This window comes from Synechococcus sp. A15-60 (assembly GCF_014280095.1).
Lineage (GTDB): Bacteria > Cyanobacteriota > Cyanobacteriia > PCC-6307 > Cyanobiaceae > Synechococcus_C.
In genome coordinates this window covers 969,957-995,681 of sequence record NZ_CP047933.1, presented here as the reverse complement: position 1 = coordinate 995,681, position 25,725 = coordinate 969,957, and the positions used below count along the sequence as shown (strand labels likewise).

Sequence of the window (25,725 nt, the reverse complement as noted above, 5' to 3'; positions counted from 1 at the left end):
CGTTGCAACCTCAAATCAGAGGTTCAGCCGATCTCAGTCCTTCTGACCAAGGAAGTTGCCGTTGCCCAGTGCAGGCTCCACTTCGCGGTGGGGGCGGGCGATGATGTGTGCAGCAACGAGGCCGTCGCCCACGCGCTCACAGGCATCGGCGCCAGCACGCACAGCTGCGTTCACTGCACCGGTCTCGCCGCGAACCAGAACGGTGACGTAACCGCCGCCGACGAACTCACGACCAATCAGGCGCACTTCGGCAGCCTTGGTCATGGCGTCAGCTGCTTCGATCGCGGGGACGAGGCCGCGTGTCTCGATCATGCCGAGAGCGATGCCCATGGTTTCGTTAGCCATTGCCTACCGGGAAAAGGGGTGGAATGTTCGCGGGTGAGACTGCTTTGCCGCAGGGGATGGCGTCAAGGGCTAGCGAGCAATTCCCGGATCACTGTCCGTAGTGAACCTGATAAGCCACGCTGATCACCCTGTCGTGGACTGATCCAGAGAACTGTGGCAAGGGATGTGAGCAGGCCAGCACAAACGGTTGACGATGGCGACAAGGTGGTCCCGTTTACATTCCGTAAAGCTTCCCGACGGCTCTCTGTCGCCCCATCCCACACAATGGTGCTCCTCCGCAGAGCCGTGCCTTGCGCACCCTGATCATCGCCAGCGGCAATCCGCACAAGGTTGCTGAAATTGAATCGATGCTCGGGCCGATTGCCATCGAAGTTCAACGCCAACCTCCGGATCTTGAGGTCGAGGAGACGGGATCCACTTACCTGGAGAACGCACGCCTGAAGGCCTGCGCGGCTGCCGAACGCACGGGCTGCTGGGCTCTCGCCGATGATTCGGGTCTGGAAGTGGACGCCCTCGATGGAGCTCCGGGTCTGTTCACTGCCCGATTTGCTGCATCAGATCCCGAGAAGCTGTCGCGCTTGACGGAGGCGATGCAGGGAATCCCCTATCGAAGTGCCTGTTTTCGCAGTGCCATGGTGCTCTGTTCACCGGATGGTGAGTGCGACGAGGAAGCCGAAGGGTTCTGCTGGGGCGAGCTGCTTCAGGAGCCCGCTTATGCCGGAGGCGGCATCGAGTCGCTGTTCTGGGTGCGAGAAGCCGGTTGCAGTTATGGAGAACTGAACACAGCGCAGCTGACCAAGCTCGGTAGTCGAGGCAAAGCTGCTCGAGCGCTTGCACCGGGCCTAAGGCGACGTCTCCATCTGCACTAACGCTTGAACTGATTGCTCAACTCGACTTGCTCAACTCAACGCTGGGTGGAGCGTCGATTCACCATGTCGATGGCCCGCATGGCCGCTGCAGCCGCCTCCTCCACATCACCTTCCCGGCCGGCAAGGGTGAGGCGACCGAAAGCACCCACCGCCTTCACGTCCACAAGGGTGATGTTCGATGCCTTTTCGGCTTCGTTTGCGGCGATCAACACGTAGCCGGCCGGTTCAGTTTCCAGAATGAACATGCTCATCCCTGCTTCGATCATCGAACCGCGGCGGTTCTGACGATTGATCAACACCGCATGGTCGGGCGTGATGGCTCGGATCACTTCGGTCCAGCTCACTTCAGCGGGACTGCGCTGCTCGATGGAGCTGCCGATAGCCTCCAGCACCACATCTCCGGAATGGAGCACCGTGCTCTGATCGCGGTGATACAGGGCCATGGATCCGAAGGCCCGCTCCACCACCATCTGACCGAGGCGCACGTTGCTGGCCTTGAGGGCAATATCAGTGACACGGTGCACAGCCATACCAGGTGACACCTCCATCCAGAGGCAGGCATCTCCCGGTATGGGAAGGAAACCTTGGCTCACGGAACCCATATAGGCCGCGAGTTGTGGCTGCAGTGAATCGATGAAGACATGCGTGCGCAGTTCAATCGACTGCACATGGCTGTTCCGCCGCGTGAAGCGTGAAGACTCCGAATCGGTGGTGACCACGCAGCTTGCACCACTGGCGGAGGGATTGACCTCCGTTCCAGTGACGAGAGCGCTTCCGCCGACCCGCCGCTCCCTGGCGTCGAAGCCGGCGAAACGATTCATGGCGGAGATGTTACTCGAAGCTCTCCAGAAATCAGGGAATGGGCGCTTGCGCAGCTGGACACAGCCGATACCTTCAGCCCAGCTGCCTTTTGAGCCATGGCTCCGACACGCCAAACCGCTGAAGAGCCAGGTCAACTCTTGACAGAGATCAATGCCGAGCAGGCCCTCGGCCTGGTGAGCTATCGGCTCATGCAGCGACTCGCCAGCGAAGGGCAGGGAGAACTCCCCTGGATCGAAGCGGAGGAAAGCGGTCCCAGCATCATGGTGCGACAACTGCGCCACAGATTGGAATTGACGTCGCTTGCTATCGAAACCGGCGCCCCTCTCACCACATCAGAGGTGACCTATCTGCTCGGGGCACGCCCGGGCAGCGAAGTCGTTGAACGCGGAGGCCTGCAGGCCCGTCGCGTGAGCCGCAACGTCTGGCGCCTGACCCGCATGGAAGAGGCCGAAAGCCACTCCAGCGCACACTTCGTTGAGAATCGCTTCCGCCGCAGACTCTGAGCCCAATGCGGGTTTGTCTTGGCATGCCATGTGCGTAGAACAGCGGTGGTCGTTAGCTGGGCGATCACCCTCGATTGGGTGTGGGTGTGCAGCTCGACAGTCCACCCCGGTGGACCGTTGTCTGAAAGCGCGTTAGCGGAAACAACCTGAACCGCAGTGATCCCAAAGAGTTTCGATCACTTGGCTCGCTCCGCTCATTTGTGGTCATGGTGATAACAGGAAAAGCTCGGGAATCGCCATGGGCGCGAATCTGCAAAAGGAGTCAGGACCTCGGGAGGTGTTCTGTGGCCTGACCTCAATCGTGTGGCTGCATCGCCGCATGCCGGATGCGTTCTTCCTGGTGGTCGGGTCCCGCACCTGCGCCCATCTGATCCAGAGCGCCGCCGGCGTGATGATCTTCGCGGAACCGCGCTTTGGCACCGCGATCCTCAGCGAACGCGATCTAGCGGGCCTCGCCGATGCCCATGACGAGCTCGACCGTGTGGCTCGGGAACTTCTGCAACGTCGACCGGAAATTCGCACCCTGTTTCTTGTGGGGTCCTGCCCCAGTGAGGTGATCAAGCTGGATTTAGCTCGTGCCGCCGAACGCCTGAATGAGGAGCTTCAAGGGCGTGTGCGAGTCGTGAATTACTCCGGCAGTGGGATCGAGACCACCTTCACCGATGGCGAGGATGGCGCTCTCGCAGCACTGGGTCCGCTGCTGCCCAGCACTGACGAGCGTCAGTTGCTGTTGGTCGGAACCCTCGCCAATGCGGTGGAAGACCGCCTGATCCACCTCTTCACACGCCTGGGCATCCAGACGGTGCACAGCCTGCCGCCTCGGCAATCAACGGACTTACCAGCGGTGGGACCCGGCACGACGGTTCTGCTCACCCAGCCGTTTCTGAGCAACACCGCGCGGATGCTTCGCGATCGCGGCGCACGCGTGTTGAGTGCACCCTTTCCGCTCGGAGCAGAGGGCAGTCGCCGATGGATGGAGACCGCCTGCCGAGACTTCAACCTGCCAGCCGATCGGGTGGCGGAGGTGCTCGATCCCCTCGAACGGCGGGCCCATCAGGCCCTGGCGCCACACCGCCAGATTCTCGAAGGCAAACGGATTGTCCTGCTGCCTGAATCGCAGCTCGAGCTCTCGCTTGCACGCTTTCTGCAGCGTGAATGCGGCATGGAGTTGGTGGAGGTGGGCACGCCGTATCTCAACCGTGAGCTGATGGCCGAAGAGTTGGCGCTGCTTCCTGAAGGCACCACGGTGATGGAAGGACAACACGTCGATCGCCAGCTGGACCGCGTTCGCGACAGCCAGCCGGATCTTGTGGTCTGCGGCATGGGCCTGGCCAACCCTCTTGAAGCGGAAGGCATCACCACCAAGTGGTCGATCGAACTTGTGTTCAGTCCCATCCATGGGATCGATCAGGCCGGTGATCTGGCCGAATTGTTCTCGAGACCCCTGCGCCGGCGTCAGCGCATCGAACCAGCACTGCATCCCACAGCGCCTCAACCCTCTGTTCACGTCTGAAATCCCATGCAACTCACGCTCTGGACCTATGAAGGCCCGCCGCATGTGGGGGCCATGCGCATCGCCGCATCCATGCGCGACGTGCACTACGTGCTGCATGCACCACAAGGGGATACCTATGCCGACTTGTTGTTCACGATGATCGAACGGCGAGGGGAGCGCCCACCGGTCACCTACACCACCTTTCAGGCCAGGGATCTGGGAGGCGACACTGCCGAACTGGTGAAGCGAACGGTGCGAGAAGCGGCCGAGCGCTTTCAACCTGAAGCACTGCTCGTTGGAGAGAGTTGCACCGCTGAACTGATTCAGGACCAACCCGGTGCCTTGGCCAAGGGGATGGACCTGACAATGCCGGTGGTGCCTTTGGAACTGCCTGCATACAGCAAGAAAGAAAATTGGGGAGCAGCCGAAACGCTGTATCAACTAACCCGCAGCCTGCTGAAGCCACAGGTGCCGGATCAGCCGCAGCACAACACAGAGGCCTGGAAAACTGAGGGCCGGCGGCCGCGGGTGAATCTGCTTGGACCCTCGCTACTTGGATTCCGCTGCCGCGATGACGTGCTCGAAGTGCAGCGGTTGTTGACTCTTCATGGTGTGGATGTCGGCGTGGTGGCTCCCCTTGGCGCCAGTGTGGATGACATCCAACGCCTGCCTCAGGCGGATCTCAACGTTTGCCTGTACCCAGAAATTGCCGAATCCAGTTGCAGCTGGCTGGAGCGGAATTTCGGCACCCCGTTCACGCGCACGGTCCCCATCGGCGTTGGCGCCACGCACGCCTTTTTGGTGGAGCTCCACACCCTGCTTGGGATGGAGCCGCCGGCACCCGACGAAGGTTATCGACGTTCACGCTTGCCCTGGTACTCCGAATCAGTGGATTCGACTTATCTCACCGGAAAACGCGTGTTTATTTTCGGCGATGGCACCCACGCCCTAGCTGCCGCACGCATCTGCCAAGAGGAGCTGGGCTTCGAGGTGGTCGGCCTTGGCACCTACAGCCGTGAGATGGCACGGGCGGTACGGGCTGCTGCGAAGCAACTGGGCCTGGAGGCCCTGATCACGGATGACTATTTGGAGGTGGAGGCCGCTATGGCGGAGACGGCGCCGGAGCTGGTGCTGGGAACGCAAATGGAACGCCACAGCGCCAAACGGCTAGGACTTCCCTGCGCGGTAATCAGCACACCGATGCATGTGCAAGACGTCCCCGCACGCACCAGTCCTCAGATGGGATGGGAAGGGGCCAACGTGATCTTTGATGCCTGGGTGCACCCCTTGATGATGGGTCTGGAGGAGCATCTGATCGGCATGTTCCGCCACGACTTCGAGTTTGTGGATGGACATCAGAGCCATCTCGGCCACAGCGGAGGGTCGGGCGCAAGCGCTGAAATGCCCACAGCATCAAGTGCGGATCAAGCCACAGCGTCCACAGGTCTGACTTGGACCGCGGATGGCGAAGCCGAGCTTCGCAAGATTCCATTTTTCGTTCGCGGCAAAGTGCGACGCAACACAGAGTCTTATGCACGCGAGCAGGGCCATCTGGAGATCAGTAGCGAAACGCTCTATGACGCCAAAGCCCACTACAAGGCATGAGCATTTGCACTCAATTTTTTTATTTTTACCATTTAAAAATGGACGGATATTCTGATGTCAGCGGGAGCAGATCTTTGATTTCTCGTTGTAAATGAGCATCAGTCCATGAACTGCTGTTGAATGAAACCAAACCCATTGGAGAAGGGTGCTGAATGACCACGACCCTGAGGCGGCCGGCAGACGGCGAAGGAAGCGTGCAGGTCCACCAGGATCCGGGCATGGAGATCACCGAGGAAACCCTGGTGATTGCTGTGTACGGCAAAGGGGGGATCGGCAAATCCACCACCTCCTCCAACCTCTCCGCCGCCTTTTCCAAATTGGGCAAGCGGGTGCTGCAAATCGGATGCGACCCAAAGCACGACAGCACCTTCACGCTCACTCATCGGATGGTGCCGACCGTGATCGACATCCTGGAAGAAGTGGACTTCCACAGCGAAGAACTCCGACCTGAAGACTTCGTCTTCAACGGCTTCAACGGAGTTCAGTGCGTCGAAAGCGGCGGCCCGCCGGCTGGCACGGGCTGTGGTGGTTATGTCACTGGCCAGACGGTGAAGCTGCTCAAAGAGCACCATCTGCTTGAGGACACCGACGTGGTGATCTTTGACGTGCTCGGCGATGTGGTTTGTGGTGGATTTGCTGCACCGCTGCAGCACGCCAACTACTGCTTGATTGTGACGGCGAATGATTTTGATTCCATCTTCGCCATGAACAGAATCGTGGCCGCGATTCAGGCCAAAGCCAAAAATTACAAAGTGCGGCTTGGTGGCGTGGTGGCCAATCGTTCGGCAGACACCGATCAGATCGATAAGTTCAACACCCGCACAGGCCTGAAAACCATGGCCCATTTCCGAGACGTGGACGCCATCCGACGGTCACGCCTGAAGAAGTGCACCATCTTCGAAATGGATCCTGCCGATGAAGGGGTGAGCGCTGTTCAACAGGAATACCTCAGGCTGGCGCAGTCAATGCTTGAGTCGGTTGAGCCCTTAGAAGCTGAGCCTCTCAAAGACAGAGAGATCTTCGACCTGCTCGGCTTCGACTGATGGTGATGCCTGGCTCAGCCCTCGTTGCTGAGCCCCACCAACGCCATCGACAGATCCCAAACCTTTGACGCGGTTTCGGGGTCAGTGGCCTTCTCGGATAGTTCCTGACGGAACTGTTCGCCGTCTTTTTTCTGACGGTTACCCCAGCTCCAGTGCACACCAGATTCGGCGAAATCTGGATGGGAAACCACCTGGGCGACCCGCTCACCGGCCAGCGCTTGGGTGACGTACCCACCTGTGATGTTCTTCTGAAACCAGGGGAAAATCACCTGGAAGGCCCGTGGCGTGTTGCGAAACAGGGGCGTATCGGCCACACACCCGGGATAGAGCGATGAGAAGGTGATGCCGGTCTCCGCATGAAGACGCCGATGCAGCTCCTGCGTCGTGATCATGTTGCAGAGTTTGCTGTCTTTGTAGGCCTTGCCGGGCTTGAACGGCTTGCCGCTGGCCATGGCAATGGGGTCTTTGAACCCGGCCTCAAAGCCGGATAGGTCGCCGAGGTCGGCGGGAGCAGGGATAGGGATCTTGCCACCCAGCTCCTTGGAATTCGCCGTCACGGTTCCAAGGATCACAACACGGCGGGATGGATGCGTGGAAGCTTGCAGACGATCCATCAGCAGATGAATCAGCAAGAAGTGGCCGAAATGGTTGGTGGCCATTGAAATTTCATAGCCCTGAGGGGAATGCTCCGGCTGCTTCAGCTTGGGCTTGTACACGGCTGCGTTGCAGACCACGGCATCCAGACGCTCGGGCAAGGCATCCACGGCCCGACGCACGCTGTCGAGATCACCCAAATCCATCAACACATGCTGAAGCCGCTCCTTGGGAAGATCCAGCGCATCAGCAGCAGCAGCAGCGCGTTGCGGACTGCGGTTGGCGGTCATCACCGTCCAACCCTGCTGCACTAAGGCTCGCGTGGCATTAAGACCGACCCCGGAGGTGGTGCCGGTGATCAGAACGGTGCCAGGGGCGGACATCGCATCAGTCCAAGGAGGGCGTCAGTCTGAACGCCAGCCGAAACCAGCGGCATGCTTCGGTCACGAATCTCAGCGGGCTGGACCGTCAGTGCAACAGTCCGGCTGAGCCATCCAAACGGCTTTGAAGCAAGACCCGCGTCCAGGGAAAACAGCACACACTGTGGAGAACGTGCTGATTTGCTGTGCTGAATCTGATCCTTGCGACAGCCCTGACCTCGGCTGGAGCGGCATGCCCCCAACAGGTGGTGGATCGCCTCGATGACCTGTACCGATGGCACCTCGCTGCTCAGGCAGATCAACATCGCGGTGACCTCACACTGCAGAAACAAACGTTCACGCCTGAGCTTTACGACCAACTCCACCGTGCCTGGGATCTCGACCCGCGGGTGGATCGAGCCTTTCTCGACTTCGTGGTGTTCAGCGGAACCCAAGTGACAACCTTCGGGGCCGATGTGATCGGCTGCCACAAGCTCTACCCCGCAGCGAATGGATTTTTTCCAGACGTGATCGCAGCATCCGTGGCCGTGCAGACAGGTCTCAGAGGACGCGCATCAGAAAGACCCCAGCAACTCTCTTATCGCCTGATTCGATCGGACAACGGCTGGGTGATCAGCGACCTTGTTTACAACCACCAAAACGGAACCAGCAGCAGCCTCTCCGGCCTGCTTCGGTTGATCCTGTCAACAGCGTCGAACAGCCGCAACTGAGATTCACCGATGTGACGAGAGGTTGAGACGCGCAAATGCTTCTTTAGATTTCCTTTAGGTTTTTCCACCTTGTTGTTGCGGGCAGCCGTGGCTCCCTCGAGAAAAGATCTCGGCCTCCTGGCCAGCACCTTCCTATTGGGCCTCGGCCTTCTGCAGCTGATGCTCGGAACGTTTGGTTTCTAGTGGCCACCAAACCAACCCCTGGAGTGGCCAACGCGCAGAAAGAAGCTGAGCGGTCTCCCCACAGAACCGCAACCAAAGAATCCTTCGGTGACCAGATCGAAGAACAGACGCTCAGCAGAAGAACAGACGCTCAGCAGAAGAACAGACGCTCAGCAGTCGTAAACCAATGATCCCCGTTGTGCTCTGGTCTCAGCGTCGCTTTCCTTCATCTGAGACTCGTCGTAATTCAACGCCTGCAACGGACACCCTGGCGCCCTGAAGGGCGGGTGCTTGCCGTCGTCAATCCATTCACCAACAGGTTGACCATGTGCGGTGTGAATCAGCATCCCATCGATGCAGCATCAAACCCTCTTTATCGCTACTGAACGCATCTGCCACCCCCATGTCAGCAGTTGCCCGCCTCAAAACGAGGGGTGTCTTCATTGCTGGCTACAAACGATGAATTGTTCAGACAGCCTCAATCTGTTGCCAGGGATCCGCCGCCGTACCATGCTCGAAATCACACACATGCATGGGTTACAGAATTGCGGTTGGATCAGAAGGTGGAGCATTCCGCGATGTTGATCTCCACGACGACCTTGAAGATGCAATGGACGCACTGAACAGATTGATCAACCAAAAAAACTGGAAGGAGCCCGACTTAGTTGTCTCTTTGTTTGACACAAAATCTGGAAAGAGAATGGCCCAATACGGTCTGCAGGACTTCAACTACGAAGAGGCTTCATCCAACACCTGACCCTCCACAACCTCTTTGGCCTTTAGGTAAGGAAACGCTGTGGGGGTTGCCGATTCCACTTCAACTGCCCACCGGGGGATGAGCGAGAGGTTGAGACCCTGCTTTCGCTTCAGCGCCAGATCACGCGCAACCGATTGGGAGCAATCCACTGCTCCTGCTCATCCATCAACCGCTTCTCGCCTCCAAGAGTGAATAGCGAGTCAAAGCGATGCTGCAGTCCCTGCAATTTATTGGCCTCAACATCCACCACAGCAGCAAGCTCCCCATGGCGATCAAGCCTTTCTTGATAGGCCACTGAAAGCCGCACGAGGCTCACAGACCCCAAAAAGATCAACCCCACCTTCACAGCGAGAGCGAGGGTGCTGCACAACAGCTCCCGACGATCGTTCTGATGCTGAAGCAGAGCGGCCAAAGAGGCAGCATCAGGCGCGGATGGAACAGCTTTGTGCATGTCCGCTTTTAACGCGAGGACCCGGACCTGCCAAGAGGACCTGTTCCATCCCGATGCACTCAGGCGCGGTAAAGGCTCACGCAGAGACGCAAGGCCAGAACGCCGGCGTGAGCAGCGACCACGAGAGCGATGAAAATTTCGGTCTGGGTGATTGAGCTGACCATGTCGGATCCACGAAACACACGCATTCTTTCGTGCTTAGCGCTCGGGACGCCATCATTCGCAAAGGCCTGTCACACCCCCATGCAAGCGCTGAGTCCTGATCCCCGAGTCACCATCGACGCAGAGGCGATCCGGACGCTGGATCTGAAACCGCTCGACCCCTGGATAACACAACCACTGGAAACCCTGCTCCAGGCCGGTGCCGCATTAGAGATTCGCTATGCATGGCCGCGCCCTGCCGAAGACCCCCGGGAACTCAGTGAATGCCCAGAACCCAGGCTGTGGGCGCTTAAGGCTGATGCGCAACATCCCTGGCTGCCCCTGCTTCTGGATCGCACCAGCGGCAGCCTCGCGCAACACGTGGCGATGCTGGTTCCCCATGATTTCAGCGCCAGCGAAGGCATTCGCTTCGACCCACAGGCCCTGGAGCTCTGGATCACCCACCGCCTGATGCTGTTGGATCATCTCGGTGCAAGGTCTGGCCAAGCTGGCCAGCAGCGGGGCAATCTGAGCCTGATGGCCGCAAGTTTGGGCTTCGAGTTGGATGCCGGTTTCTGGGAGCTGCTGGATCAGTCGCGGTAAGGGGTAAGGGAACGAACCACCCCGACTGAAGTCGGTCAAATCAAGTCCTTAGAAAATATTTCTCTCTAAACAGGTGTTGCCAGTAGTCGCACTGATGGACGTCAACATCTGGATGGTGCTGGGTTTTCTCCTCGCCGCCTGCTCCGTGGTGGCGAATGACTCTCTGCAGACGCTGGGCACCTACATCTCGTCCAACCGAGCACGGACGCCCAGGTGGATCCAGATGAGCTTCATCTGCACCATCACGCTTGTGGTTCTGGGCTTGGGCTGGAGCATGAACAATGGTGATCCCGCCTGGGGGCGCCTGGAGCACTTTCCCCTCCCTGAAACTTTCACCTGGGTGTACGTCCTGCCACCGTTGGCTGTGCTGGCACTAACAGCCTGGGGAGCCCCTGTCAGCACATCCTTCCTTGTGTTGACATCCTTTGTGCCGAACAACATCGGAAAATTGCTATAGAGCTCGTTATCGGGCTATGTCCTGGCGTTCGGGCTTGGCTGGACCGTCTGGTGGCTGGGGATGTGGATGTTGGAGCGCTGGGTATTCCGGCGGACTCGCGACCACAAGGAATTCAACGCGATCTGGTACGGGCTTCAGTGGTGCTCGACAGGATTTCTCTGGAGCATGTGGATGGTGCAGGACCTGGCCAACATCTTTGTGTATCTGCCGCGCAGTCTGGGGATGCTGCCGATGGTTCTCTGCACCGTGATTCTCTGCATCGGACTGTGCCTGCTGGTGGTCATCGGCGGCGGACCGATTCAAGGGGTGCTAAGCAGCAAAACCAACATGGCTGATTTGCGCTCGGCAACCGTGATCGACTTCACGTTCGGATTGTGCCTGTTGATCAAAGCAGGCCTGAGCAGCTTTCCACTCAGCACCACCTGGGTCTTCCTGGGATTGATCGGCGGGCGAGAAGTCGCCCTTCGTTTCAAGGGAAAAAGCCTCGATGAGGTGTTCACCAATCGGAACGGAGGAGAGCTCCACCAGATCATTGGCAACGACATTGGCAAAGCGTCAGTCGGTGTTCTGGTCAGCGTGCTGTTTGCGCTTGGGCTCCAACCACTGATCGCCTGGAGCACCGGCTGAGAGCTTGCAATCAAGCGGTTATGCCTGCTGCAAGGCAAGCGCTAGGGCCCGGCGACCACTATCCACGGCCAGCAGCGCCGCCAGCCCTCTGAGCAGCCACGCCAAGGTGCCAGCGCGCACACTGTCGAGCTTTGAGGCCGTCCATTGCGCCGCCACAGCCGCGACGGCTCCGAGCAGCACCCCCAGCATCCACTGACCACGGCCTTCCTGGAGGAACTGAAGGGATGCAGCGGTGGCGGAACAGGCCACCGCCAGCGTGCTCAACCGGATGGCCTGACGAATTGGCACCGACAGCCCGCTCACCATTAACGGCACCATCAACAGCCCGCCTCCCAGTCCCAGCATTCCGCCGGCAAGACCGGCCACGCCGCCCACGGCGGTCAGCCCGGCCAGGCGCAACGGCTGTTGGTCAGGTCTCTCAGTGTCGCCGCGATCACCGCGAATTGTGAACGCCAGCACCACGTAAAGCAGTGATTGCAGCGTCAACAGATGCCAGCCGGCCACCAGGCGTCCCAGCTGGCTGAACACCCAAGCAGTCAGGAAGGCCGCCAGGCCGATGGCAAAAGCGGGCTTGAGCTGCAGTGACCTCGAGCGGAGGTGGATGAAGCTGCCGCCCAGTGCCGTCGGCACGATCGCGAACGTGCTGGTGGCGAGGGCCTGATGCGGACTGAGGCCCATCCAGAGCAGCAAAGGCGCGAAGATCAAACCGCCTCCAATGCCAAGGAGGCCTGCCAAGGCTCCTGCCAGGAGGCCCAGAGGCACCACCAGCAACACATCCGTCAAAGTCATCGCCGCCATGACGCAGCCTGCATCCTGCCGGTCCGAACAACGGAACAGCGGGCGCATGGTGCCGAATCTTGCGCTCGACGGTGCCGAACAGATGGCATTGGATGCCTTGTTGCTGGAGGAGTGCTGGAGGTCAGAGCAACGATCCCCAGTCATTCGGTTTTATCAGTGGCGTCGCCCAACGCTCTCCCTGGGCCGGCATCTTCGTGAGCTTCCTGACCGCTGGCATCAGCTCGCCAATGATGGGCAAGTGGTGCTGGTTCGACGTCCAAGTGGGGGCGGAGCTGTGCTGCATGCCGGCGGACTCACCTATGCCTTGATCTGGCCCATGGCCCCTCGCCAAGGCAAAAAGGCCTATGCAATTTTGAACAATTGCATCCGGCGTGGATTCCAACAGCTCGGGGTCAGCCTGAGATCGGGGGATCATCCTCAAGACGCTGGCGGATTCAACTGCTTTGCCCGCTCAACCCTGGCCGACCTTGTGGATGAAGACGGCAGCAAACGGATCGGCAGCGCTCAGTTTTGGCAGCACGGTCACCTGCTTCAGCATGGGGAAATCCCACTGACACCGCCTGTCACCCTCTGGAGATCTCTCTTCAAGAGCCCACCACCGCAATGGCATCCCAAGCCCCCCTCTGCACAGGAGGTGGAAGACGCACTGATGACGGCCTTCAAGAAGCCGTGGCCTGGCTTGGAATGGATCAGCCTCCCGATCAGCGCCGCCGAGCGCGTGGATCTCCAAACCAGAGCTCCCCTCTACCGGGTGGGGGCATCTGGGCTTTGATCCTCCAAGAGCCCAGAAGACTTCATGCTCTTGACCACTTGCGCAAGAGGCATGCCGAAGGGATAGGTATTGGAGCGACGGGCAGCGGTCAGCATTCCATCGGGAAGTTTCACAGATAGACCTTTGAGCACGGCTTCTCCGAGATCACAACGATCGAGGGTTCCGCTGGGGAGTCCTGCAGGACCAAGAACCAACAGACGGCCCTGCGCGCTGGACTCCAGTGCAATCACCGCCTTCCAAAGGGGGGCTGACTGCTGAATCGATGGCAGACGGTCGAGGGGCTCGAGATGATCAGCGATGGTCTGTCGGTCCCACTGCTGAACTGGCAAATCCTTGAGCGGTTGATCGGTGATGAAACCGATCCAACGCCCTTCTCGACACACCAGCACCCAGTCGGGAAGGCTTTGGTCGCCGTCTTCCGTCGCTCCAAGACGAAGTTTGCTGAGGCTGCGCAAGCTCTGACCGGCCTCCACCACACGAAAACGGCGCGCCGTAGCAGGGCCAACGGTTTCGCGCTTGAGCACCTGTTGAAGAGCCAGGGTCTGCGTTTGACTGCGCGAGGCGCCCATCCCGAACCAGCCCAGGAGCACCAACCAGAAGCCTGAGAAACCACCGCCGCGCAGCACAATCCAGAAGCCGAGCATGATCGCGAACAGCGACAGGAAACGTCCGCTCGCGGTTGCTACCTGAATGCCGCGGCGCTGACTTCCGGTCCATTGCCAGACAAGGGACTTAAGAATCAGGCCGCCATCCAGCGGCAACCCTGGCAACAGATTGAAGATGGCCAGCACCAGATTGAGCCAGCCCAGCTGCGTCAACAGATTTCCCAGCAACTGACTGACGTGATTGCCGGGGTGGGAGGCTGCCAGCAGGATCAGCCCCAGAATCAAGCTGACCGCTGGCCCGGCAGCGGCGACGCGCAACGACCCCATCGCTGTGGAGCATTCACGCTCCACCCGTGCCACTCCCCCCATTAGGAAAAGAGTGATGCTGCGCACCTTCACCCCTTCACGCAGGGCCACCAGCGAATGGCCCAATTCATGGAGCAACACTGAAACAAACAGCAGCAAGGCGGTGACCAGACCCATGAACCAGCTGATCCAGACCGTGCCACTGGTGTCCGGCATGGTGCTGGCCACCTGCTGCTGAAACGCCATCGTGAATAACACCAGGATGATGAACCAGCTGGGGTGAACCCTGAGAGGGATCCCACCGATACGCATCAATTGCCAGCCATCACCCACGTGTTTTTCCGGCAGGAGTGGCCGGTCTCGTTGCCTCAATCCTAGAAAGGACCCTCAACTACCTTCCCTTCATGGTCGACCAGGGCCTGTCCCTCAAGATCTGCGGTCTCACCGACAGCGATCAGGCCTGCGCGATCGCTGCCATGGGTGTGCAGGCCATCGGTGTGATCGGCGTTGCAGGGACACCACGATTTGTCGGGGAAGAACGACGGCGGGCCATCTTTCAGCGCCTTGCTGTAGAACATCCCTCCGTTCAGCGGGTCTGGGTAGTGGCTGATCTCAGCGAAGAGGAGCTGGGATCCACCCTTTCAGGAGAGGGCCAACCCTCTGTGATTCAGCTGCATGGGCAGGAATCACCGCAGTACTGCGAGCAACTCAGACGACGGTTCCCGCAGATTGGCTGGTGGAAAGCGCTGCGCCTGCGCGGTGCACAGGATTTGAGCCGGCTTGACACTTACTCCGATTGCGTGGACGCGCTGTTGTTGGATGCCTGGAGCCCGTCCCAACTGGGAGGAACAGGACACCGGTTGGACCCTGCCTGGCTGAAGCAGGTCGATGACCGCATCAATCAAGCAACACCCTGGTGGCTCGCAGGGGGTGTCAGTGGGGAGTGGGTGCCCACCCTGTTAGAGCAGGTGCGCCCTTTCGGGCTGGATGCATCCAGCCGGTTGGAAGAACGCCCCGGCGTCAAGAATCTCAGCTTGGTAGAAGAGCTGGTGCAGGCCGTGGAGCCTTATCAAGCCTCATCAACGTGATCGGGTTCTGTTTGATCGATGGAACAAATCAGCGCACGATCAGGTGCAGAGCAGAGCTTCCTGCTGACGCACCAACTCAAAGAATTCCTGCTTGAGGCTTGGGTCGTGGCGGAAGTCGCCACGAACAACGGAGTTCACCATGCTGGTTTGCGGCTCCTGCACACCACGCCATTTCATGCAGTAGTGCTGAGCTTTGATGATGATGCCGAGACCTTGGGGCTCGCAGAGCTTTTCGATCTCGTCGGCAAGAATCATCACAGCTTCCTCTTGGATGTGGGGCCGTGAGAACACCCAATCAGCCACACGTGTGAATTTGGAGAGTCCGATCACACGGGCGCCGGGTTTGATTCCGATCCAGCAATTGCCCATGATCGGCACAAGATGGTGGGAGCAAGCGGATCGCACCGTGATCGGTCCAACGGTGTAGATCTCATCCAGCTGCTTCACATTGGGGAAACTGGCGACCTTGGGTTGCTGGTGATACCGGCCTTTAAACACTTCCTGCAGGTACATCTTGGCGACCCGCTCAGCAGTTTCAGCTGTGTTGTGATCGTTTTCGGTGTCGATCACCAGGCTGTGCAACAGGTCGCGCACACGGTCAGCCACTTCCACCTGGAGTGTTTCAAGCTCACCAGGAAGCAAGTGATCAGCGATGTTGTCGTTAGCCAAAAACGACACCCCACGCTGGCGCAGCCGCTCACGAATCACCTCGGAGATCTTGGCCTCCGCGATCGGGAATTGACTTTTGCTTGGGGAACTGCTGCGCAACTTACCGAGAGCAACACCGTTGCCGTTACTGGAAGTAGGGAGTGTGGAAGTCATCTCTTTCAGAATTCAAAAGGCGCCGGTGGCTGGCATGAGAGTGAGGTCCTCAACGACCTGTGTGGCAGGTTGTTGAGCAAGATGAAGAAGTGCTGCAGCGGCCTGATTGACGGGCAGCATCGCACGCCGATCAAAATCGCTGTCAACCGTGGGTGAATCCCAGAGGGACGTGTCCACAGCCCCGAGCGTGAGCGTGCAAGCACGGATTCCGTTGGATCGCTCCTCCTCTGCTAAGCAACGGGTGAAACTGGCCAAAGCAGCCTTCACCGTGCAGTAAGCACCCCAACCGGGGAAGGCATTGCGAGCAGCATGACTGCTCACATTGATGACCAAGCCACCTGCAGGTCGCATCGAGGGAACAACGGCAGCAGACACCTGATACACACTGGTGAGGTTGAGCTGCATGAGCCAGTTCCAGCGCTCCAGAGGCATCTCCAGCAAGTTCCCAGTCCAGGCCGCACCGGCGTTATTGATCAACACCGAAGGACGAAGGCCCTGACTGAGCAATGTCTCGATCCCAGGTGCAATGGCAGAGGGATCCGTGAAATCGATGGATTGGTGAATCACGCGTGATCCACCCGATCTCAGCTCGGACGCCAGCGACTGAAGAGCAGCTTCACTTCGTGACACCAGAAGTAAGTCCCAGCCAGCGTCAGCGAACGCTTTTGCTGCTGAATGACCAATACCACGTGATGCACCAGTGATCAGGACTGAGGGCAAGAAATCGGTGCAAACCGAAGCACACTAGGCAGCGAAGTTACTTTCCGGCGAGGCCACATCTAGAAAACGGCCCATCGCTCGGAATTTCCGGTAGCGCTGATCTTTCAGCTCGTCTTCGGAGAGTGACAGCAGATGATCGAGATGACGATTCAGAGCAATGCGCAGCGTTTCACCGGCCTCGAGTGGGGCCCAGTTGTTACCACCGGCCGGCTCCTCCAACACTTCATCCACGACACCAAGGCTGAGCAGATCCTTGCCGGTGATCCTCAGGGCAGCCGCAGCATCGGAGGCTTTGGCGGCATCCCGCCAAAGAATCGATGCGCAGGCCTCCGGGCTGGCCACGGTGTAGACACTGTGCTCAAACATCAGCAGTCGATCAGCCACACCGATTCCCAGCGCTCCACCCGAGCCGCCTTCACCGATCACCGTGGCAATGATCGGCACACGCAGTCGGAACATTTCGCGCAGGTTGACGGCAATGGCCTCGCCCTGACCCTGCTCCTCAGCCAGAAGTCCCGCATAGGCACCCGGCGTATCGATGAAAGCGAGGATCGGAAGGCCGAAGCGATCCGCATGCTCCATGAGCCGCAGAGCCTTCCGGTAGCCACCGGGAGTGGCCATCCCGAAATTACGCGCCACATTCTCCTTGGTGTCGCGTCCCTTCTGGTGGCCGATCAACAGCACGGAGCGGTCTCCCAGACGACCAATCCCGCCGATCAGAGCCTGGTCGTCACTGCCTCGGCGGTCACCATGCAATTCAACCCAGTCGTCACAGAACATCTGGATGAAATCCAGTGTGCTGGGACGATGCGGGTGGCGCGCCACCTGAATTTTCTGTGCTGGGGTCAGCGACTGGAAGATTTCATCCCGGCGGCGTGCCGCAAGGGTTTCAAGTTGAAGCAGCTGCTGACTCACATCAACCTCGGAATCCCTTGCCAGCTGACGGATTTGCTCGATCTGCTGTTCGAGCTCAACCAGGGGTTTCTCGAAATCAAGCAGCGGGCGTCTGGCCATGGGAGAACGCGGAACGAAGGTCAGGCAATGACAGCCTGAGGCTGCCCTTGGAGATTGAGGGTGGAGAAACCGTGGCGAACGGAAGCCGCCCCAATGAAATCCATCTTCTCAAGCGTGATGTTGTTGCGTCCCCAACTGAAGTTGGTGTGGCACTCCTCGAACTCGAGCAGCATGGCTTCAGCGAAGCAAGCAAACATTTGCCGCTGAGGTTTCTCCATTTCGGCGATTTCCATCATCGTCCAGCCGATGTCAGTGCCGAATTCGACAATGCCTCCCTTCAGCACATGAACGCCTTCGCTGGCAACCTTGGCGTCCAGGTTCTTGGGATAGCCACCGTCGATCATCAGACAGGGTTTGCGCAGTGAAGCGGAATCAATCTCAAGCGTGCGTGGCATGCTCGCCACCCAGACGACCACATCGGCTTCAGGGAGGGCTTCATCCAAGGTGAGGATTCTTCCGCCACCGAGCTCGGCCTGGAGATCCTGGAGAGGTTGCTGTTGGCGTGCGACCAGCAGCAACTCACCCACACCGGTGCGGTTTGCGAGCCAGCGGCAAACAGCACTGCCGATGTCACCTGTCGCACCCACAACAGCCACTTTGGCTTGCGTCAGATCGATTCCCAGCAGCGGAGCATTGTTCTCAACCTGACGACTGATCACCCAGGCCGTGTGGGTATTGCCCGTGGTGAAACGCTCCCACTCCAGGGTTGTTCTGCGCACGTGCTGGTGCTGGAGCAGGTTGAAATTCTCGAAAATGATGGAGGTGAATCCGCCCAGAGCCGTAATGTTGATGCCCTTTTTCTGCGCCAGCTCCATGGCGTTGAGCACCTTGCGCCTCGCCGTCTTGAAGCGGCTGAGCATCTCCGGCACAAAGCAGGAATCGATGTAAGCACCGGTGATGATTTTTCCCGTGGCGCTTGTCACCTCGACATGCTCGACAAGCTGGGGTGGTGCGCTGCACCACACGTCAAGATCGCCGTCGGCGATGTGATCGAACCCAAGTTCTGAAGCCTTCCGCCTCGCCGCTTCAAAGCTTGTGGAGTGTCCGATCAGACCAAACATGTACCGCCGAAGGTCGTATGTGAACGCATGGAACAAGAACTCACCACGAAGGTGGGCTGATCGATCATGGTCCCACGAAGGCACGTGCCCTGCAAAACGTGCCTGTGAAGAAACCGGACATGATCGGCGAATCCAGGACTGAAAAGCCTGGCGGATCAGACCGCAAGAGCGGCTGCGGCCATGCGGGCAATGTCACGGCCGGTGAAGCCGATCTCACCAAGAGCTTCCTGATAAGCGATGAGGAAATCTTCAATCAAATCTTCCTTTTCCATGTGCAGAACAGCGGCGTCTTCAGCCACCTGATCAAGCATGGAGCGAATCAGAGGGAGATTGGCCTTGTTGGCCTCCATGAGCTCATCCTTGCTGGCCTCAAAGTTGGCTTTGAGCCACTCCTGGCCGTAGTTCAGATGGGTGTACTCGTCTTTGACCACACCCTCAGTGATCTTGCGGGCAAAGGGATCTGCCACAGGGATGTAGATGTGATAAGCGGAAATCGCAAACGCTTCGATCAACAGGGCCTGAATGAGCAGGCAGGTCACAACCTTGCCCTCTTTGAAGGCGGCTTGGAAGTTGCCATGCAGCGGGCCGAAGAACTCCTTAGCGAAGGGAAGATCGGCCTCAACACCCAGGTTGCGACCGCAGGACGTGAAGCCTTTCATGTGCTTCATCTCCATCCGAGCCAATCGCGTCAGCTCATCAGCCTGATCGGGGATCAAGGTGCCCAACAAAATGTAGTTGTCATGAGCCTCCTGCTCACCCTCAATCACGATTGCGTTGATCCGGCTGTAAGCGTCCTTGTACGCCTCAGTTGTGAAATCGGGCAGCTGTTGAGCTGCTTCATCCCGCTCCTCCAGGACGGCGACGTCAGGGCTGACGGGAGTCGGCATGGATCTTTCCACAACGGTCAATGGAAGCGACTGTAACCAGTGCCACCGTCAATGGATGTTCCGATTGATGATCCTCAGATACGTCGTGGGTCCGCGCGGGGTGGCCAGGATGACGCCAAAAGACTGGTGAACAGGGTCTTCCAGTGCCGAATGAGTTGCGTCTGCAACTGATGGCCCAGGGCGGAATCGGCACCACGGCTGTCACCCACGACACCGGACTCGCTGAGATCAGCCGTGAACCAAGCCATGGGCGAATCCCCTTCGAGACTCCAGCCCTCGGGGGGCGTAGAGCTGGAACCAGCGCTGGAATGATCCCCGTCTGCCGGTCGTTCGCTTCCCACCAGCGTGGGTTCCAACGCGAGCATCAAGCTGGTTTCCGCCAGGCCTGCGTGCAGGCCATGCCTCAACTCGTGGTCGGGAAGCAAATCGCTGAGCCCGGAGACACCGCTCCAAATGAAGCAGGGCAGAACGGCCATGGACGGTGATTGAGCCGCCAGTTCACGGGCCGCGGCCTGCAGCAGGCCAATTTGTCCGCCATGGGCGTTGAACAGCACCAATCGCTTCACTCCCTGTTCAGCCAGCTGACCACCCACGTCCTTGATCAGGTCGATCAGAAGGTCGGCGCTCAGGCTGACGGTGCCGGGAAAACCTCGATGTTCCGGTGAAAAACCAATGGTTTGTGGGGGCAGAGACCAGATCGGCAGATCTTGCGAGAGTTCCCCTAGAACGGCATCAAGGATGCGCTCAGCGAACAGCGCATCGGTCGCCAGGGGCAACTGTGGGCCATGTTGTTCCATGGCACCAAAGGGCCAGACCAACGTTGCACCGGGGCACTGAAGCGCCTTGGCCGCATCAGGCCAGGGCATGCAATGCAGCCGTTTGACTGTTTGAACTTCACCGGACTGCATCCTGAATCAACCTCCTGCTGTCAGACTGTCTGGCCAAGGACGATGGGTCCCATGGCCGGAACAGAACGTCAGATTTCCCGCCCGGATGGTGGCAAAAGTGCCGCTTCTTCCGCGCAACCACCCCGCAAACCGCTGCAGGTGATGCACATCAGCAAGCGTGAGGAACAGGAGCGTTTGCGCAAAGAAGCCGAACAAGCCAGAGCAGCTGCTGATGCTGCCGCTGCGCGAGCAGAAGAGCTGGAACAGGCCGCTCTCGCAGCGGAAGGTGGCCAGGCTGGGACACCCAAGGCACCATCAGCCCCAAGGGCACCTCAATCCCCTGCAGCCCCGGCCCTTGGAGCACCTTTCAGAAACCCTGATGATGATGACCTGGCGGGCATGACCATGGCGGACCTGCTGGGCCCTGCCGATGCCAACCGTCAATCGAACCCATCCAAGGCCGGGGCGGCCGCCGTCAGCCGAAGTGTCGATGACTTCGATTTCGACGAGGATGCATTCCTGGCGGCTTTGGATGCCAATGAACCGGTGGGAACCACCGGGGAAGTGGTCACCGGCACCGTGATCGGCATGGAAAGCGACGGTGTGTATGTCGACATCGGCGGCAAGGCGCCGGGCTTCATGCCCAAGAACGAGTGTGGCCTTGGCGTGATCACCAACCTCAAGGAACGGTTTCCGAAGGGTCTGGAAATTGAGGTTCTGGTGACGCGCGAACAGAACGCTGACGGCATGGTCACCATCAGCTGTCGTGCCCTGGCGTTGCGCAAGAGCTGGGACAAGGTGCGTGAACTTGAGAAGGAAGGCAAGGTGGTCCAGGTCAAGGTGACCGGCTTCAACCGCGGGGGTGTCACCTGCGATCTCGAGGGCCTGCGCGGCTTCATCCCCCGCTCCCAGCTCCAGGAAGGCGAGAATCATGAAGCCTTGGTGGGCAAAACCCTTGGAGTGGCCTTCCTCGAGGTCAATCCTGAAACCCGCAAGTTGGTTCTCTCTGAGAAGCGAGCAGCCACGGCCGCCCGTTTTTCAGAGCTGGAAGTTGGTCAGTTAGTGGAAGGCCATGTCGCTGCCATCAAGCCCTATGGGTTGTTCATCGACCTCGGTGGGATCAGTGGCTTGCTGCACCAATCGGTCATCACCGGCGGCAGTCTGCGCTCCTTGCGCGAAGTGTTTGACCATGGCGATGCCGTGAAGGCCCTGATCACAGAACTCGATCCAGGGCGGGGTCGAATCGCACTCAATACAGCACTTCTGGAGAACCAGCCCGGTGAGCTGATTGTTGAGAAAGACACAGTGATGGCTGAAGCAGCCGATCGTGCCAATAGAGCCCGTAACGTCCTCAGACAGCAGGAACAGTCAGCTGGATGATCACAGCTCCGCAGTCCGCCGGTGACACCGGTGCAAAATCCGGGTCCGCACGCGAAGCGGACTGGGAACTGGATTTTTATTCCAGGCCAATCCTGGAAGCCGACGGCAAGAAACGCTGGGAGCTATTGATCATCAGCACCCCCGACATCAGCCACAGCGATTGCTTCCGATTCGCCAAGCGATGTCCAGCAAACGAGGTGAATTCCACCTGGCTCGCCGCAGCTCTGCGTGAAGCGATTGCTCAGGCTGAAAAGGAGGGATGGAAAGCACCCCGACGATTGCGAGCTTGGCGCAGTGCCATGCGAACAATGGTGCAGCGAGCCGCCACTGAATTGAAGCTGGAGATGGTGTCCAGCCGACGGACCTACGCGCTGCTCGACTGGCTTGAAGAGCGGGAAAAAACGGTTTACCCGCAAGAGGAAGGATTCATGGCCGGACCGCTGGCTCCACCGCCATCTCCGGTCGTGACACCCCCGCTTCCCCTGCCTGAAGCGGTGCGTGGTGATGCCTGGAGCTGGGCTGGTCTTCCCCTGGGAAGCTTGAAGGAAGCCGGAGAGTGGCCCCTAGGGTTCAACGGATTGCTGCCGGTGCCTGCGGCTCTGGATCTGAATCAGCAGGTTCCCGGATTACGACTATTCAGTCGCACCAGGGCTCTGGCCCTGGCGGGGTGGCTTGGCGGTCTTGAGCCTGTGCGGCTTCGCGTCAGTGCCAGTCAGCTGATCCTTGACGCAGGTCAGGACGATTCCTGGCTGGTGAGTGATCTGGCTCCACAGGAAGCCGGACAGATCGCAGAGGCCCTGAAGCAGTCCTGCCAGGACGTGCGGGGACTGCAGTTCATCGCCATCCAGAGCGCTCCAGACAGCGAGAAGTTTGAGGGCTTCTGGATGTTGCGAGATCAACCTGAACCATGAGTCCCCTGCACGGGGCACATGCCGACTTGGGCGACGATCCATTCGATCGACCTGATAGCCGATTCAACACTTTGCAGGGTTGGAGCTGGATCGGTTGTTATGGCGGCTATTACTTGCAAGCCAATCACCTGCAAGAGGCTGGTTTTGAACATGGATTCTTCACGCGCCGCTGGCATGGTCGTGGTCCTGACGAACTGGCCGGTTATCTCTCTGCGGGGGTGAGTGTGCATCGTCCCCAGCAGGTGCACGGCGCTGTTGTGATCGAGGCTTCGTCGGCGACCGGATCGCCCTGGCCGAATGGCGACGGTGTGGTGAGTGATCGCGGCGGCCAAAGCCTGTGGGTCTGCGGAGCCGACTGCACCCCTGTGCTTCTGGCGGATCCAGTCAGCGGTCATGCCGCGGCCTGCCATGCCGGCTGGCGCGGAGTCGCCCGTCGAATCCTGGATGAAGCAATCCTGCGGCTTGAACAACGAGGGGCATGCCGCGAGTCGCTCCTGGTTGCCCTGGGACCTGCCATCAGTGGAGCGCACTACCAGGTGAACAACAGCGTGGCGCTTGAGGTCGGCGCCTCACTGGACGGAACCAGCCATACGATCGCTGACCTGGAAACCCTGAAGGTCGTCACGCCCGATTCCAAGGACGGCCACTGCCGCCTCGACATCCGAGCAGCCGCCAGGCTTCAGCTTCAGCATGCCGGTTTGGAGGCCAGCAAGATCGCCATGTGTCCGTTGTGCACGCTGAGTGAACCAAGCCTGTTTCATTCCTGGCGCAGGGATCAGGTCAAGGCCGTGCAGTGGAGCGGCATCGTTGGCCAGGCTGCGGAGTCAACTTTCTGTTGATGCAGAAGCTGTCGTTGCGAGAAGACGCAAGGCCACCGCTTCGGCTGCCCGAATGCCATCAATTGCAGCAGACAGAATTCCGCCGGCAAAGCCGGCACCTTCACCGGCAGGGGTGAGGCCGAACACATTGAGCGACTCCAACTGCGCATCCCGCGGGATCCGCAGTGGAGAAGAGGTTCGGGTTTCTACTCCCGTCAAGACGGCATCGGGATGGCCATAACCGGACAGCTTGGTGTCAAATGCGGGCAGCGCTTCGCGCAGGGCCTCCACCATCGCTTCGGGCAGCAGATCAGCCAGATCAGTTGGCGTGACCCCCGGCTGATACGAAGGGTCAACGGTGCCGAGACGTGTTGAAGGCCGAGCTGCCACGAAGTCTTCGAGCCGCTGCACCGGTGCGCTGTAATCCTCACCCCCAAGCCGAAACGCCGTGGATTCCAATTGCCGTTGAAACGTCAGACCGGCTAACGGATCACCTGACCACCGTTCGTGGGGGATCAGATCGGCATCCAACACCGGCATGACCAAACCGCTGTTGGCATTGCGCTCATTGCGGGAGTGCTGGCTCATGCCGTTGGTGACCACGCGGCCAGGCTCGGATGTAGCACCGACCACAAAGCCACCGGGGCACATGCAGAAGCTGTAGACGCAACGGCCGTTGCTGGCGTGATGCACCAGCTTGTATTCAGCAGCTCCCAGAAGAGGATGGCCGGCACAATCACCCCAACGGGCCCGATCGATCAACGACTGCGGATGCTCGATGCGCACGCCGATGGCAAATGGCTTCCGTTCAAGTGCCACCCCCGTTTCCTCCAGCATCGCGAAGGTGTCTCGAGCCGAATGCCCAGGGGCAAGCACCACCTGACTGCAGGCAAGCTCACTGCCATCGGCCAGTTGCAAAGCCCGAATCCGCCATGGCTTGCCGTGATCGGATCCTGAAGGTTCCAGAACCAAACGGTCGACGCGCGCTCCGAAGCGCACCTCCCCGCCCAACGCTTCGATCTTGCTCCGCAAACCTCGCACGACCGTTGCCAGCTTGAACGTGCCGATGTGAGGCCGATGCAGGGTAAGGATGTCGCGATTGGCTCCGCACTCCACCAGTTCCTCCAGCACCTTCCGTCCGTAATGGACAGGGTCACTGACCTGGCTGTACAGCTTGCCGTCAGAGAAGGTGCCAGCGCCCCCTTCCCCGAACTGGGCATTGGATTCAGGCTGGAAATCCGACGTGCGCCTCCAGAAGCCAAACGTGTCGAGGCTGCGCTGTTTGACGGGTTGACCCCGTTCCAGCAGCAGCGGTCGAAAGCCCATCTGAGCCAGCAGTAGCGCTGCGAAATAGCCGCAGGGACCGGCACCGATCACCACAGGACGTGCCAGATCCTCACCGTTCTGACGCGATGACGCATGAGCCACAAAGCGATAGCGCTCGTCGGGCGCCAGGCGGATGCGACGGTCGGACGCGCGGCGGCGCAGCAGCGCCTTCTCGCCGCGCACGTTCACATCCACGCTGTAAATCACGCGGATCCGATCGCGGCGACGGGCATCAATGCTCCGTTTCACCAAATGTTGTGAGATCAGCCGCTCACGGGGAACTCGCAGACATCGGAGTACAGCCTGCTCCAGATCCTCATCCGTGTGATCAAGATCAACCCTTAGCTCGCTGAGGCGCAGCACGAGCCGTCTCCCATCAGACCCCAGTGGAAACCTTACCGGCCGGACATCAGCCGGGTGGGTTGATGTTGGATGACATCTGACGGATCGATCCTGTGTGCGGAATCGGATCCCCCATCGTTGCTGCCCCTGGATTCAGCCGCAAAGTTGGGGACCATGACGCAGGAACCCCCTCCAAAACGCTTAAGACTGATCGGACTCGTCTGTCTCTGTCTCCGAACCGGTGGAACCGCTTTGAAACACCAAGGCCAGCAATCCCGCGGACAGCAAGAGGCCGCCAATCGTCAAGGCCAGTGAGCGGTTGCCCGATGCGGCATCAGCCCAGAAAGCTGTGCTCAGAAACGCTGATCCAAGCAGCACGCAGGGCACCATGACCACCCCGGAGGCAATGCGGTTGCGCGCCATC

30 protein-coding genes are annotated in these 25,725 nt (G+C 59.5%); 15 read left to right on the top strand and 15 right to left on the bottom strand.

The features are described 5' to 3' along the window. Positions 1–33: 33 nt before the first annotated feature. Positions 34–345, bottom strand: a complete 312-nt coding sequence (locus tag SynA1560_RS05330) for a BMC domain-containing protein (protein WP_006169870.1) — start codon at positions 343–345, stop codon at positions 34–36. Positions 346–635: 290 nt separating this feature from the next. Here SynA1560_RS05330 and SynA1560_RS05325 point away from each other — a divergent pair, with 290 nt between their 5' ends. Then, complete coding sequence (locus SynA1560_RS05325) at positions 636–1,214, top strand: non-canonical purine NTP pyrophosphatase (RefSeq protein WP_186470600.1); 579 nt, start codon at positions 636–638, stop codon at positions 1,212–1,214. Positions 1,215–1,249: 35 nt separating this feature from the next. Here SynA1560_RS05325 and SynA1560_RS05320 read toward each other — a convergent pair whose 3' ends face one another. After that, on the bottom strand, positions 1,250–2,035 hold the full coding sequence (locus tag SynA1560_RS05320; RefSeq protein ID WP_186470599.1) for a BMC domain-containing protein: 786 nt from the start codon (positions 2,033–2,035) through the stop codon (positions 1,250–1,252). A 96-nt stretch (positions 2,036–2,131) separates the two neighbouring features. On the opposite strand from SynA1560_RS05320, the gene SynA1560_RS05315 reads away from it, so the two are divergent. From SynA1560_RS05315 to bchL, 4 genes are all read left to right on the top strand, one after another. Continuing rightward, a complete protein-coding gene (locus SynA1560_RS05315; RefSeq protein ID WP_186470598.1) occupies positions 2,132–2,539 on the top strand; it encodes a hypothetical protein in 408 nt (135 codons plus the stop codon). 238 nt (positions 2,540–2,777) lie between these two features. Beyond that, positions 2,778–4,052, top strand: coding sequence for a ferredoxin:protochlorophyllide reductase (ATP-dependent) subunit N (locus SynA1560_RS05310; RefSeq protein WP_186470597.1), 1,275 nt, complete (start codon positions 2,778–2,780; stop codon positions 4,050–4,052). Positions 4,053–4,058: 6 nt separating this feature from the next. Further along, positions 4,059–5,639 carry a ferredoxin:protochlorophyllide reductase (ATP-dependent) subunit B gene (locus SynA1560_RS05305; protein ID WP_186470596.1) on the top strand — a complete coding sequence of 527 codons (1,581 nt, stop codon included), beginning with the start codon at positions 4,059–4,061 and terminating at the stop codon, positions 5,637–5,639. A gap of 152 nt (positions 5,640–5,791) precedes the next feature. Further along, the gene (bchL, locus tag SynA1560_RS05300; protein ID WP_186470595.1) at positions 5,792–6,682 is read left to right on the top strand and encodes a ferredoxin:protochlorophyllide reductase (ATP-dependent) iron-sulfur ATP-binding protein; all 891 of its coding nucleotides are present in this window, start codon (positions 5,792–5,794) and stop codon (positions 6,680–6,682) included. Positions 6,683–6,696: 14 nt separating this feature from the next. On the opposite strand, the gene SynA1560_RS05295 is transcribed toward bchL, so the two are convergent. After that, positions 6,697–7,659: a protochlorophyllide reductase gene (locus SynA1560_RS05295; protein WP_186470594.1), complete on the bottom strand. Its 963-nt coding sequence runs from the start codon at positions 7,657–7,659 to the stop codon at positions 6,697–6,699. Between the two features lie 182 nt (positions 7,660–7,841). On the opposite strand from SynA1560_RS05295, the gene SynA1560_RS05290 reads away from it, so the two are divergent. Further along, entirely contained in the window at positions 7,842–8,366 is a 525-nt protein-coding gene (locus SynA1560_RS05290) for a hypothetical protein (RefSeq protein WP_186501343.1), read from the top strand. 694 nt (positions 8,367–9,060) lie between these two features. Further along, positions 9,061–9,285, top strand: coding sequence for a hypothetical protein (locus tag SynA1560_RS05285; RefSeq protein ID WP_186470592.1), 225 nt, complete (start codon positions 9,061–9,063; stop codon positions 9,283–9,285). A 109-nt stretch (positions 9,286–9,394) separates the two neighbouring features. Here SynA1560_RS05285 and SynA1560_RS05280 read toward each other — a convergent pair whose 3' ends face one another. Both SynA1560_RS05280 and psaM read right to left on the bottom strand, forming a co-directional pair. After that, on the bottom strand, positions 9,395–9,736 hold the full coding sequence (locus tag SynA1560_RS05280) for a hypothetical protein (RefSeq protein ID WP_186470591.1): 342 nt from the start codon (positions 9,734–9,736) through the stop codon (positions 9,395–9,397). A gap of 59 nt (positions 9,737–9,795) precedes the next feature. Beyond that, entirely contained in the window at positions 9,796–9,900 is a 105-nt protein-coding gene (gene psaM, locus SynA1560_RS05275; RefSeq protein WP_186470590.1) for a photosystem I reaction center subunit XII, read from the bottom strand. A 79-nt stretch (positions 9,901–9,979) separates the two neighbouring features. On the opposite strand from psaM, the gene SynA1560_RS05270 reads away from it, so the two are divergent. From SynA1560_RS05270 to SynA1560_RS13920, 3 genes are all read left to right on the top strand, one after another. Beyond that, positions 9,980–10,480 carry a CRR6 family NdhI maturation factor gene (locus SynA1560_RS05270; RefSeq protein WP_186470589.1) on the top strand — a complete coding sequence of 167 codons (501 nt, stop codon included), beginning with the start codon at positions 9,980–9,982 and terminating at the stop codon, positions 10,478–10,480. A 94-nt stretch (positions 10,481–10,574) separates the two neighbouring features. Next, the gene (locus SynA1560_RS13925) at positions 10,575–10,937 is read left to right on the top strand and encodes a hypothetical protein (protein WP_370523186.1); all 363 of its coding nucleotides are present in this window, start codon (positions 10,575–10,577) and stop codon (positions 10,935–10,937) included. A gap of 66 nt (positions 10,938–11,003) precedes the next feature. Then, positions 11,004–11,564 (top strand): hypothetical protein, encoded by a 561-nt coding sequence (locus SynA1560_RS13920; protein WP_370523185.1) that lies wholly within the window; start codon positions 11,004–11,006, stop codon positions 11,562–11,564. An 18-nt stretch (positions 11,565–11,582) separates the two neighbouring features. On the opposite strand, the gene SynA1560_RS05260 is transcribed toward SynA1560_RS13920, so the two are convergent. Continuing rightward, positions 11,583–12,353: a sulfite exporter TauE/SafE family protein gene (locus tag SynA1560_RS05260; RefSeq protein WP_186470587.1), complete on the bottom strand. Its 771-nt coding sequence runs from the start codon at positions 12,351–12,353 to the stop codon at positions 11,583–11,585. Between the two features lie 7 nt (positions 12,354–12,360). On the opposite strand from SynA1560_RS05260, the gene SynA1560_RS05255 reads away from it, so the two are divergent. Continuing rightward, positions 12,361–13,134 carry a lipoate--protein ligase family protein gene (locus SynA1560_RS05255; protein WP_186501342.1) on the top strand — a complete coding sequence of 258 codons (774 nt, stop codon included), beginning with the start codon at positions 12,361–12,363 and terminating at the stop codon, positions 13,132–13,134. Here SynA1560_RS05255 and SynA1560_RS05250 read toward each other — a convergent pair. After that, positions 13,107–14,378: a site-2 protease family protein gene (locus SynA1560_RS05250; protein ID WP_186501341.1), complete on the bottom strand. Its 1,272-nt coding sequence runs from the start codon at positions 14,376–14,378 to the stop codon at positions 13,107–13,109. The two genes, SynA1560_RS05255 and SynA1560_RS05250, sit on opposite strands and share 28 nt — an antisense overlap. A 71-nt stretch (positions 14,379–14,449) precedes the next feature. On the opposite strand from SynA1560_RS05250, the gene SynA1560_RS05245 reads away from it, so the two are divergent. Further along, positions 14,450–15,133, top strand: a complete 684-nt coding sequence (locus SynA1560_RS05245) for a phosphoribosylanthranilate isomerase (RefSeq protein WP_186470584.1) — start codon at positions 14,450–14,452, stop codon at positions 15,131–15,133. Between the two features lie 39 nt (positions 15,134–15,172). Here SynA1560_RS05245 and folE read toward each other — a convergent pair whose 3' ends face one another. From folE to SynA1560_RS05215, 6 genes are all read right to left on the bottom strand, one after another. Then, positions 15,173–15,955 (bottom strand): GTP cyclohydrolase I, encoded by a 783-nt coding sequence (folE, locus tag SynA1560_RS05240; protein WP_186501340.1) that lies wholly within the window; start codon positions 15,953–15,955, stop codon positions 15,173–15,175. Between the two features lie 12 nt (positions 15,956–15,967). Next, a complete protein-coding gene (locus SynA1560_RS05235; protein ID WP_186470582.1) occupies positions 15,968–16,675 on the bottom strand; it encodes an SDR family oxidoreductase in 708 nt (235 codons plus the stop codon). A 24-nt stretch (positions 16,676–16,699) separates the two neighbouring features. Continuing rightward, on the bottom strand, positions 16,700–17,689 hold the full coding sequence (locus SynA1560_RS05230; RefSeq protein WP_186470581.1) for an acetyl-CoA carboxylase carboxyltransferase subunit alpha: 990 nt from the start codon (positions 17,687–17,689) through the stop codon (positions 16,700–16,702). Positions 17,690–17,709: 20 nt separating this feature from the next. Continuing rightward, on the bottom strand, positions 17,710–18,750 hold the full coding sequence (locus tag SynA1560_RS05225; RefSeq protein ID WP_186470580.1) for a long-chain acyl-[acyl-carrier-protein] reductase: 1,041 nt from the start codon (positions 18,748–18,750) through the stop codon (positions 17,710–17,712). A gap of 155 nt (positions 18,751–18,905) precedes the next feature. Next, positions 18,906–19,637, bottom strand: coding sequence for an aldehyde oxygenase (deformylating) (locus SynA1560_RS05220; protein WP_186470579.1), 732 nt, complete (start codon positions 19,635–19,637; stop codon positions 18,906–18,908). Positions 19,638–19,711: 74 nt separating this feature from the next. After that, entirely contained in the window at positions 19,712–20,503 is a 792-nt protein-coding gene (locus SynA1560_RS05215; RefSeq protein ID WP_255477076.1) for a creatininase family protein, read from the bottom strand. A gap of 93 nt (positions 20,504–20,596) precedes the next feature. Between SynA1560_RS05215 and SynA1560_RS05210 the strand changes: the two genes are divergently transcribed. The 3 genes from SynA1560_RS05210 to pgeF are packed head-to-tail and all read left to right on the top strand — an operon-like array spanning position 20,597 to position 23,654. Beyond that, entirely contained in the window at positions 20,597–21,904 is a 1,308-nt protein-coding gene (locus SynA1560_RS05210; RefSeq protein ID WP_186470577.1) for a S1 RNA-binding domain-containing protein, read from the top strand. Further along, positions 21,901–22,815, top strand: a complete 915-nt coding sequence (locus SynA1560_RS05205; RefSeq protein WP_186470576.1) for a Tab2/Atab2 family RNA-binding protein — start codon at positions 21,901–21,903, stop codon at positions 22,813–22,815. Before SynA1560_RS05210 ends, SynA1560_RS05205 begins: the two co-directional genes overlap by 4 nt. Next, a complete protein-coding gene (gene pgeF, locus SynA1560_RS05200) occupies positions 22,812–23,654 on the top strand; it encodes a peptidoglycan editing factor PgeF (protein ID WP_186501338.1) in 843 nt (280 codons plus the stop codon). The genes SynA1560_RS05205 and pgeF overlap by 4 nt, the downstream gene beginning before the upstream one ends. On the opposite strand, the gene SynA1560_RS05195 is transcribed toward pgeF, so the two are convergent. Together SynA1560_RS05195 and SynA1560_RS05190 are read right to left on the bottom strand one after the other, a co-directional pair. After that, entirely contained in the window at positions 23,640–25,322 is a 1,683-nt protein-coding gene (locus tag SynA1560_RS05195; protein ID WP_186501337.1) for an NAD(P)/FAD-dependent oxidoreductase, read from the bottom strand. The two genes, pgeF and SynA1560_RS05195, sit on opposite strands and share 15 nt — an antisense overlap. Positions 25,323–25,502: 180 nt before the next feature. Next, the gene (locus tag SynA1560_RS05190; protein ID WP_186501336.1) at positions 25,503–25,724 is read right to left on the bottom strand and encodes a GIVxVP protein; all 222 of its coding nucleotides are present in this window, start codon (positions 25,722–25,724) and stop codon (positions 25,503–25,505) included. Position 25,725: the final 1 nt, after the last annotated feature.

What these genes read in the sequence shown, in the direction of transcription:
- bchL (WP_186470595.1), top strand. Translation starts at nt 5,792, where the DNA reads ATGACCACGACCCTGAGGCGGCCGGCAGACGGCGAAGGAAGCGTGCAG.
- SynA1560_RS05285 (WP_186470592.1), top strand. Translation starts at nt 9,061, where the DNA reads ATGGGTTACAGAATTGCGGTTGGATCAGAAGGTGGAGCATTCCGCGAT.
- SynA1560_RS13925 (WP_370523186.1), top strand. Translation starts at nt 10,575, where the DNA reads ATGGACGTCAACATCTGGATGGTGCTGGGTTTTCTCCTCGCCGCCTGC.
- SynA1560_RS05230 (WP_186470581.1), bottom strand. Translation starts at nt 17,689, where the DNA reads ATGGCCAGACGCCCGCTGCTTGATTTCGAGAAACCCCTGGTTGAGCTC.
- SynA1560_RS05315 (WP_186470598.1), top strand. Translation starts at nt 2,132, where the DNA reads ATGGCTCCGACACGCCAAACCGCTGAAGAGCCAGGTCAACTCTTGACA.
- SynA1560_RS13920 (WP_370523185.1), top strand. Translation starts at nt 11,004, where the DNA reads ATGTTGGAGCGCTGGGTATTCCGGCGGACTCGCGACCACAAGGAATTC.
- SynA1560_RS05295 (WP_186470594.1), bottom strand. Translation starts at nt 7,659, where the DNA reads ATGTCCGCCCCTGGCACCGTTCTGATCACCGGCACCACCTCCGGGGTC.
- SynA1560_RS05220 (WP_186470579.1), bottom strand. Translation starts at nt 19,637, where the DNA reads ATGCCGACTCCCGTCAGCCCTGACGTCGCCGTCCTGGAGGAGCGGGAT.
- SynA1560_RS05330 (WP_006169870.1), bottom strand. Translation starts at nt 345, where the DNA reads ATGGCTAACGAAACCATGGGCATCGCTCTCGGCATGATCGAGACACGC.
- SynA1560_RS05205 (WP_186470576.1), top strand. Translation starts at nt 21,901, where the DNA reads ATGATCACAGCTCCGCAGTCCGCCGGTGACACCGGTGCAAAATCCGGG.
- SynA1560_RS05210 (WP_186470577.1), top strand. Translation starts at nt 20,597, where the DNA reads ATGGCCGGAACAGAACGTCAGATTTCCCGCCCGGATGGTGGCAAAAGT.
- psaM (WP_186470590.1), bottom strand. Translation starts at nt 9,900, where the DNA reads ATGGTCAGCTCAATCACCCAGACCGAAATTTTCATCGCTCTCGTGGTC.
- SynA1560_RS05190 (WP_186501336.1), bottom strand. Translation starts at nt 25,724, where the DNA reads ATGGCGCGCAACCGCATTGCCTCCGGGGTGGTCATGGTGCCCTGCGTG.
- SynA1560_RS05270 (WP_186470589.1), top strand. Translation starts at nt 9,980, where the DNA reads ATGCAAGCGCTGAGTCCTGATCCCCGAGTCACCATCGACGCAGAGGCG.
- SynA1560_RS05215 (WP_255477076.1), bottom strand. Translation starts at nt 20,503, where the DNA reads ATGCCCTGGCCTGATGCGGCCAAGGCGCTTCAGTGCCCCGGTGCAACG.
- pgeF (WP_186501338.1), top strand. Translation starts at nt 22,812, where the DNA reads ATGAGTCCCCTGCACGGGGCACATGCCGACTTGGGCGACGATCCATTC.
- SynA1560_RS05255 (WP_186501342.1), top strand. Translation starts at nt 12,361, where the DNA reads ATGACGCAGCCTGCATCCTGCCGGTCCGAACAACGGAACAGCGGGCGC.
- SynA1560_RS05260 (WP_186470587.1), bottom strand. Translation starts at nt 12,353, where the DNA reads ATGACTTTGACGGATGTGTTGCTGGTGGTGCCTCTGGGCCTCCTGGCA.
- SynA1560_RS05280 (WP_186470591.1), bottom strand. Translation starts at nt 9,736, where the DNA reads ATGCACAAAGCTGTTCCATCCGCGCCTGATGCTGCCTCTTTGGCCGCT.
- SynA1560_RS05225 (WP_186470580.1), bottom strand. Translation starts at nt 18,750, where the DNA reads ATGTTTGGTCTGATCGGACACTCCACAAGCTTTGAAGCGGCGAGGCGG.
- SynA1560_RS05310 (WP_186470597.1), top strand. Translation starts at nt 2,778, where the DNA reads ATGGGCGCGAATCTGCAAAAGGAGTCAGGACCTCGGGAGGTGTTCTGT.
- SynA1560_RS05245 (WP_186470584.1), top strand. Translation starts at nt 14,450, where the DNA reads ATGGTCGACCAGGGCCTGTCCCTCAAGATCTGCGGTCTCACCGACAGC.
- SynA1560_RS05305 (WP_186470596.1), top strand. Translation starts at nt 4,059, where the DNA reads ATGCAACTCACGCTCTGGACCTATGAAGGCCCGCCGCATGTGGGGGCC.
- folE (WP_186501340.1), bottom strand. Translation starts at nt 15,955, where the DNA reads ATGACTTCCACACTCCCTACTTCCAGTAACGGCAACGGTGTTGCTCTC.
- SynA1560_RS05320 (WP_186470599.1), bottom strand. Translation starts at nt 2,035, where the DNA reads ATGAATCGTTTCGCCGGCTTCGACGCCAGGGAGCGGCGGGTCGGCGGA.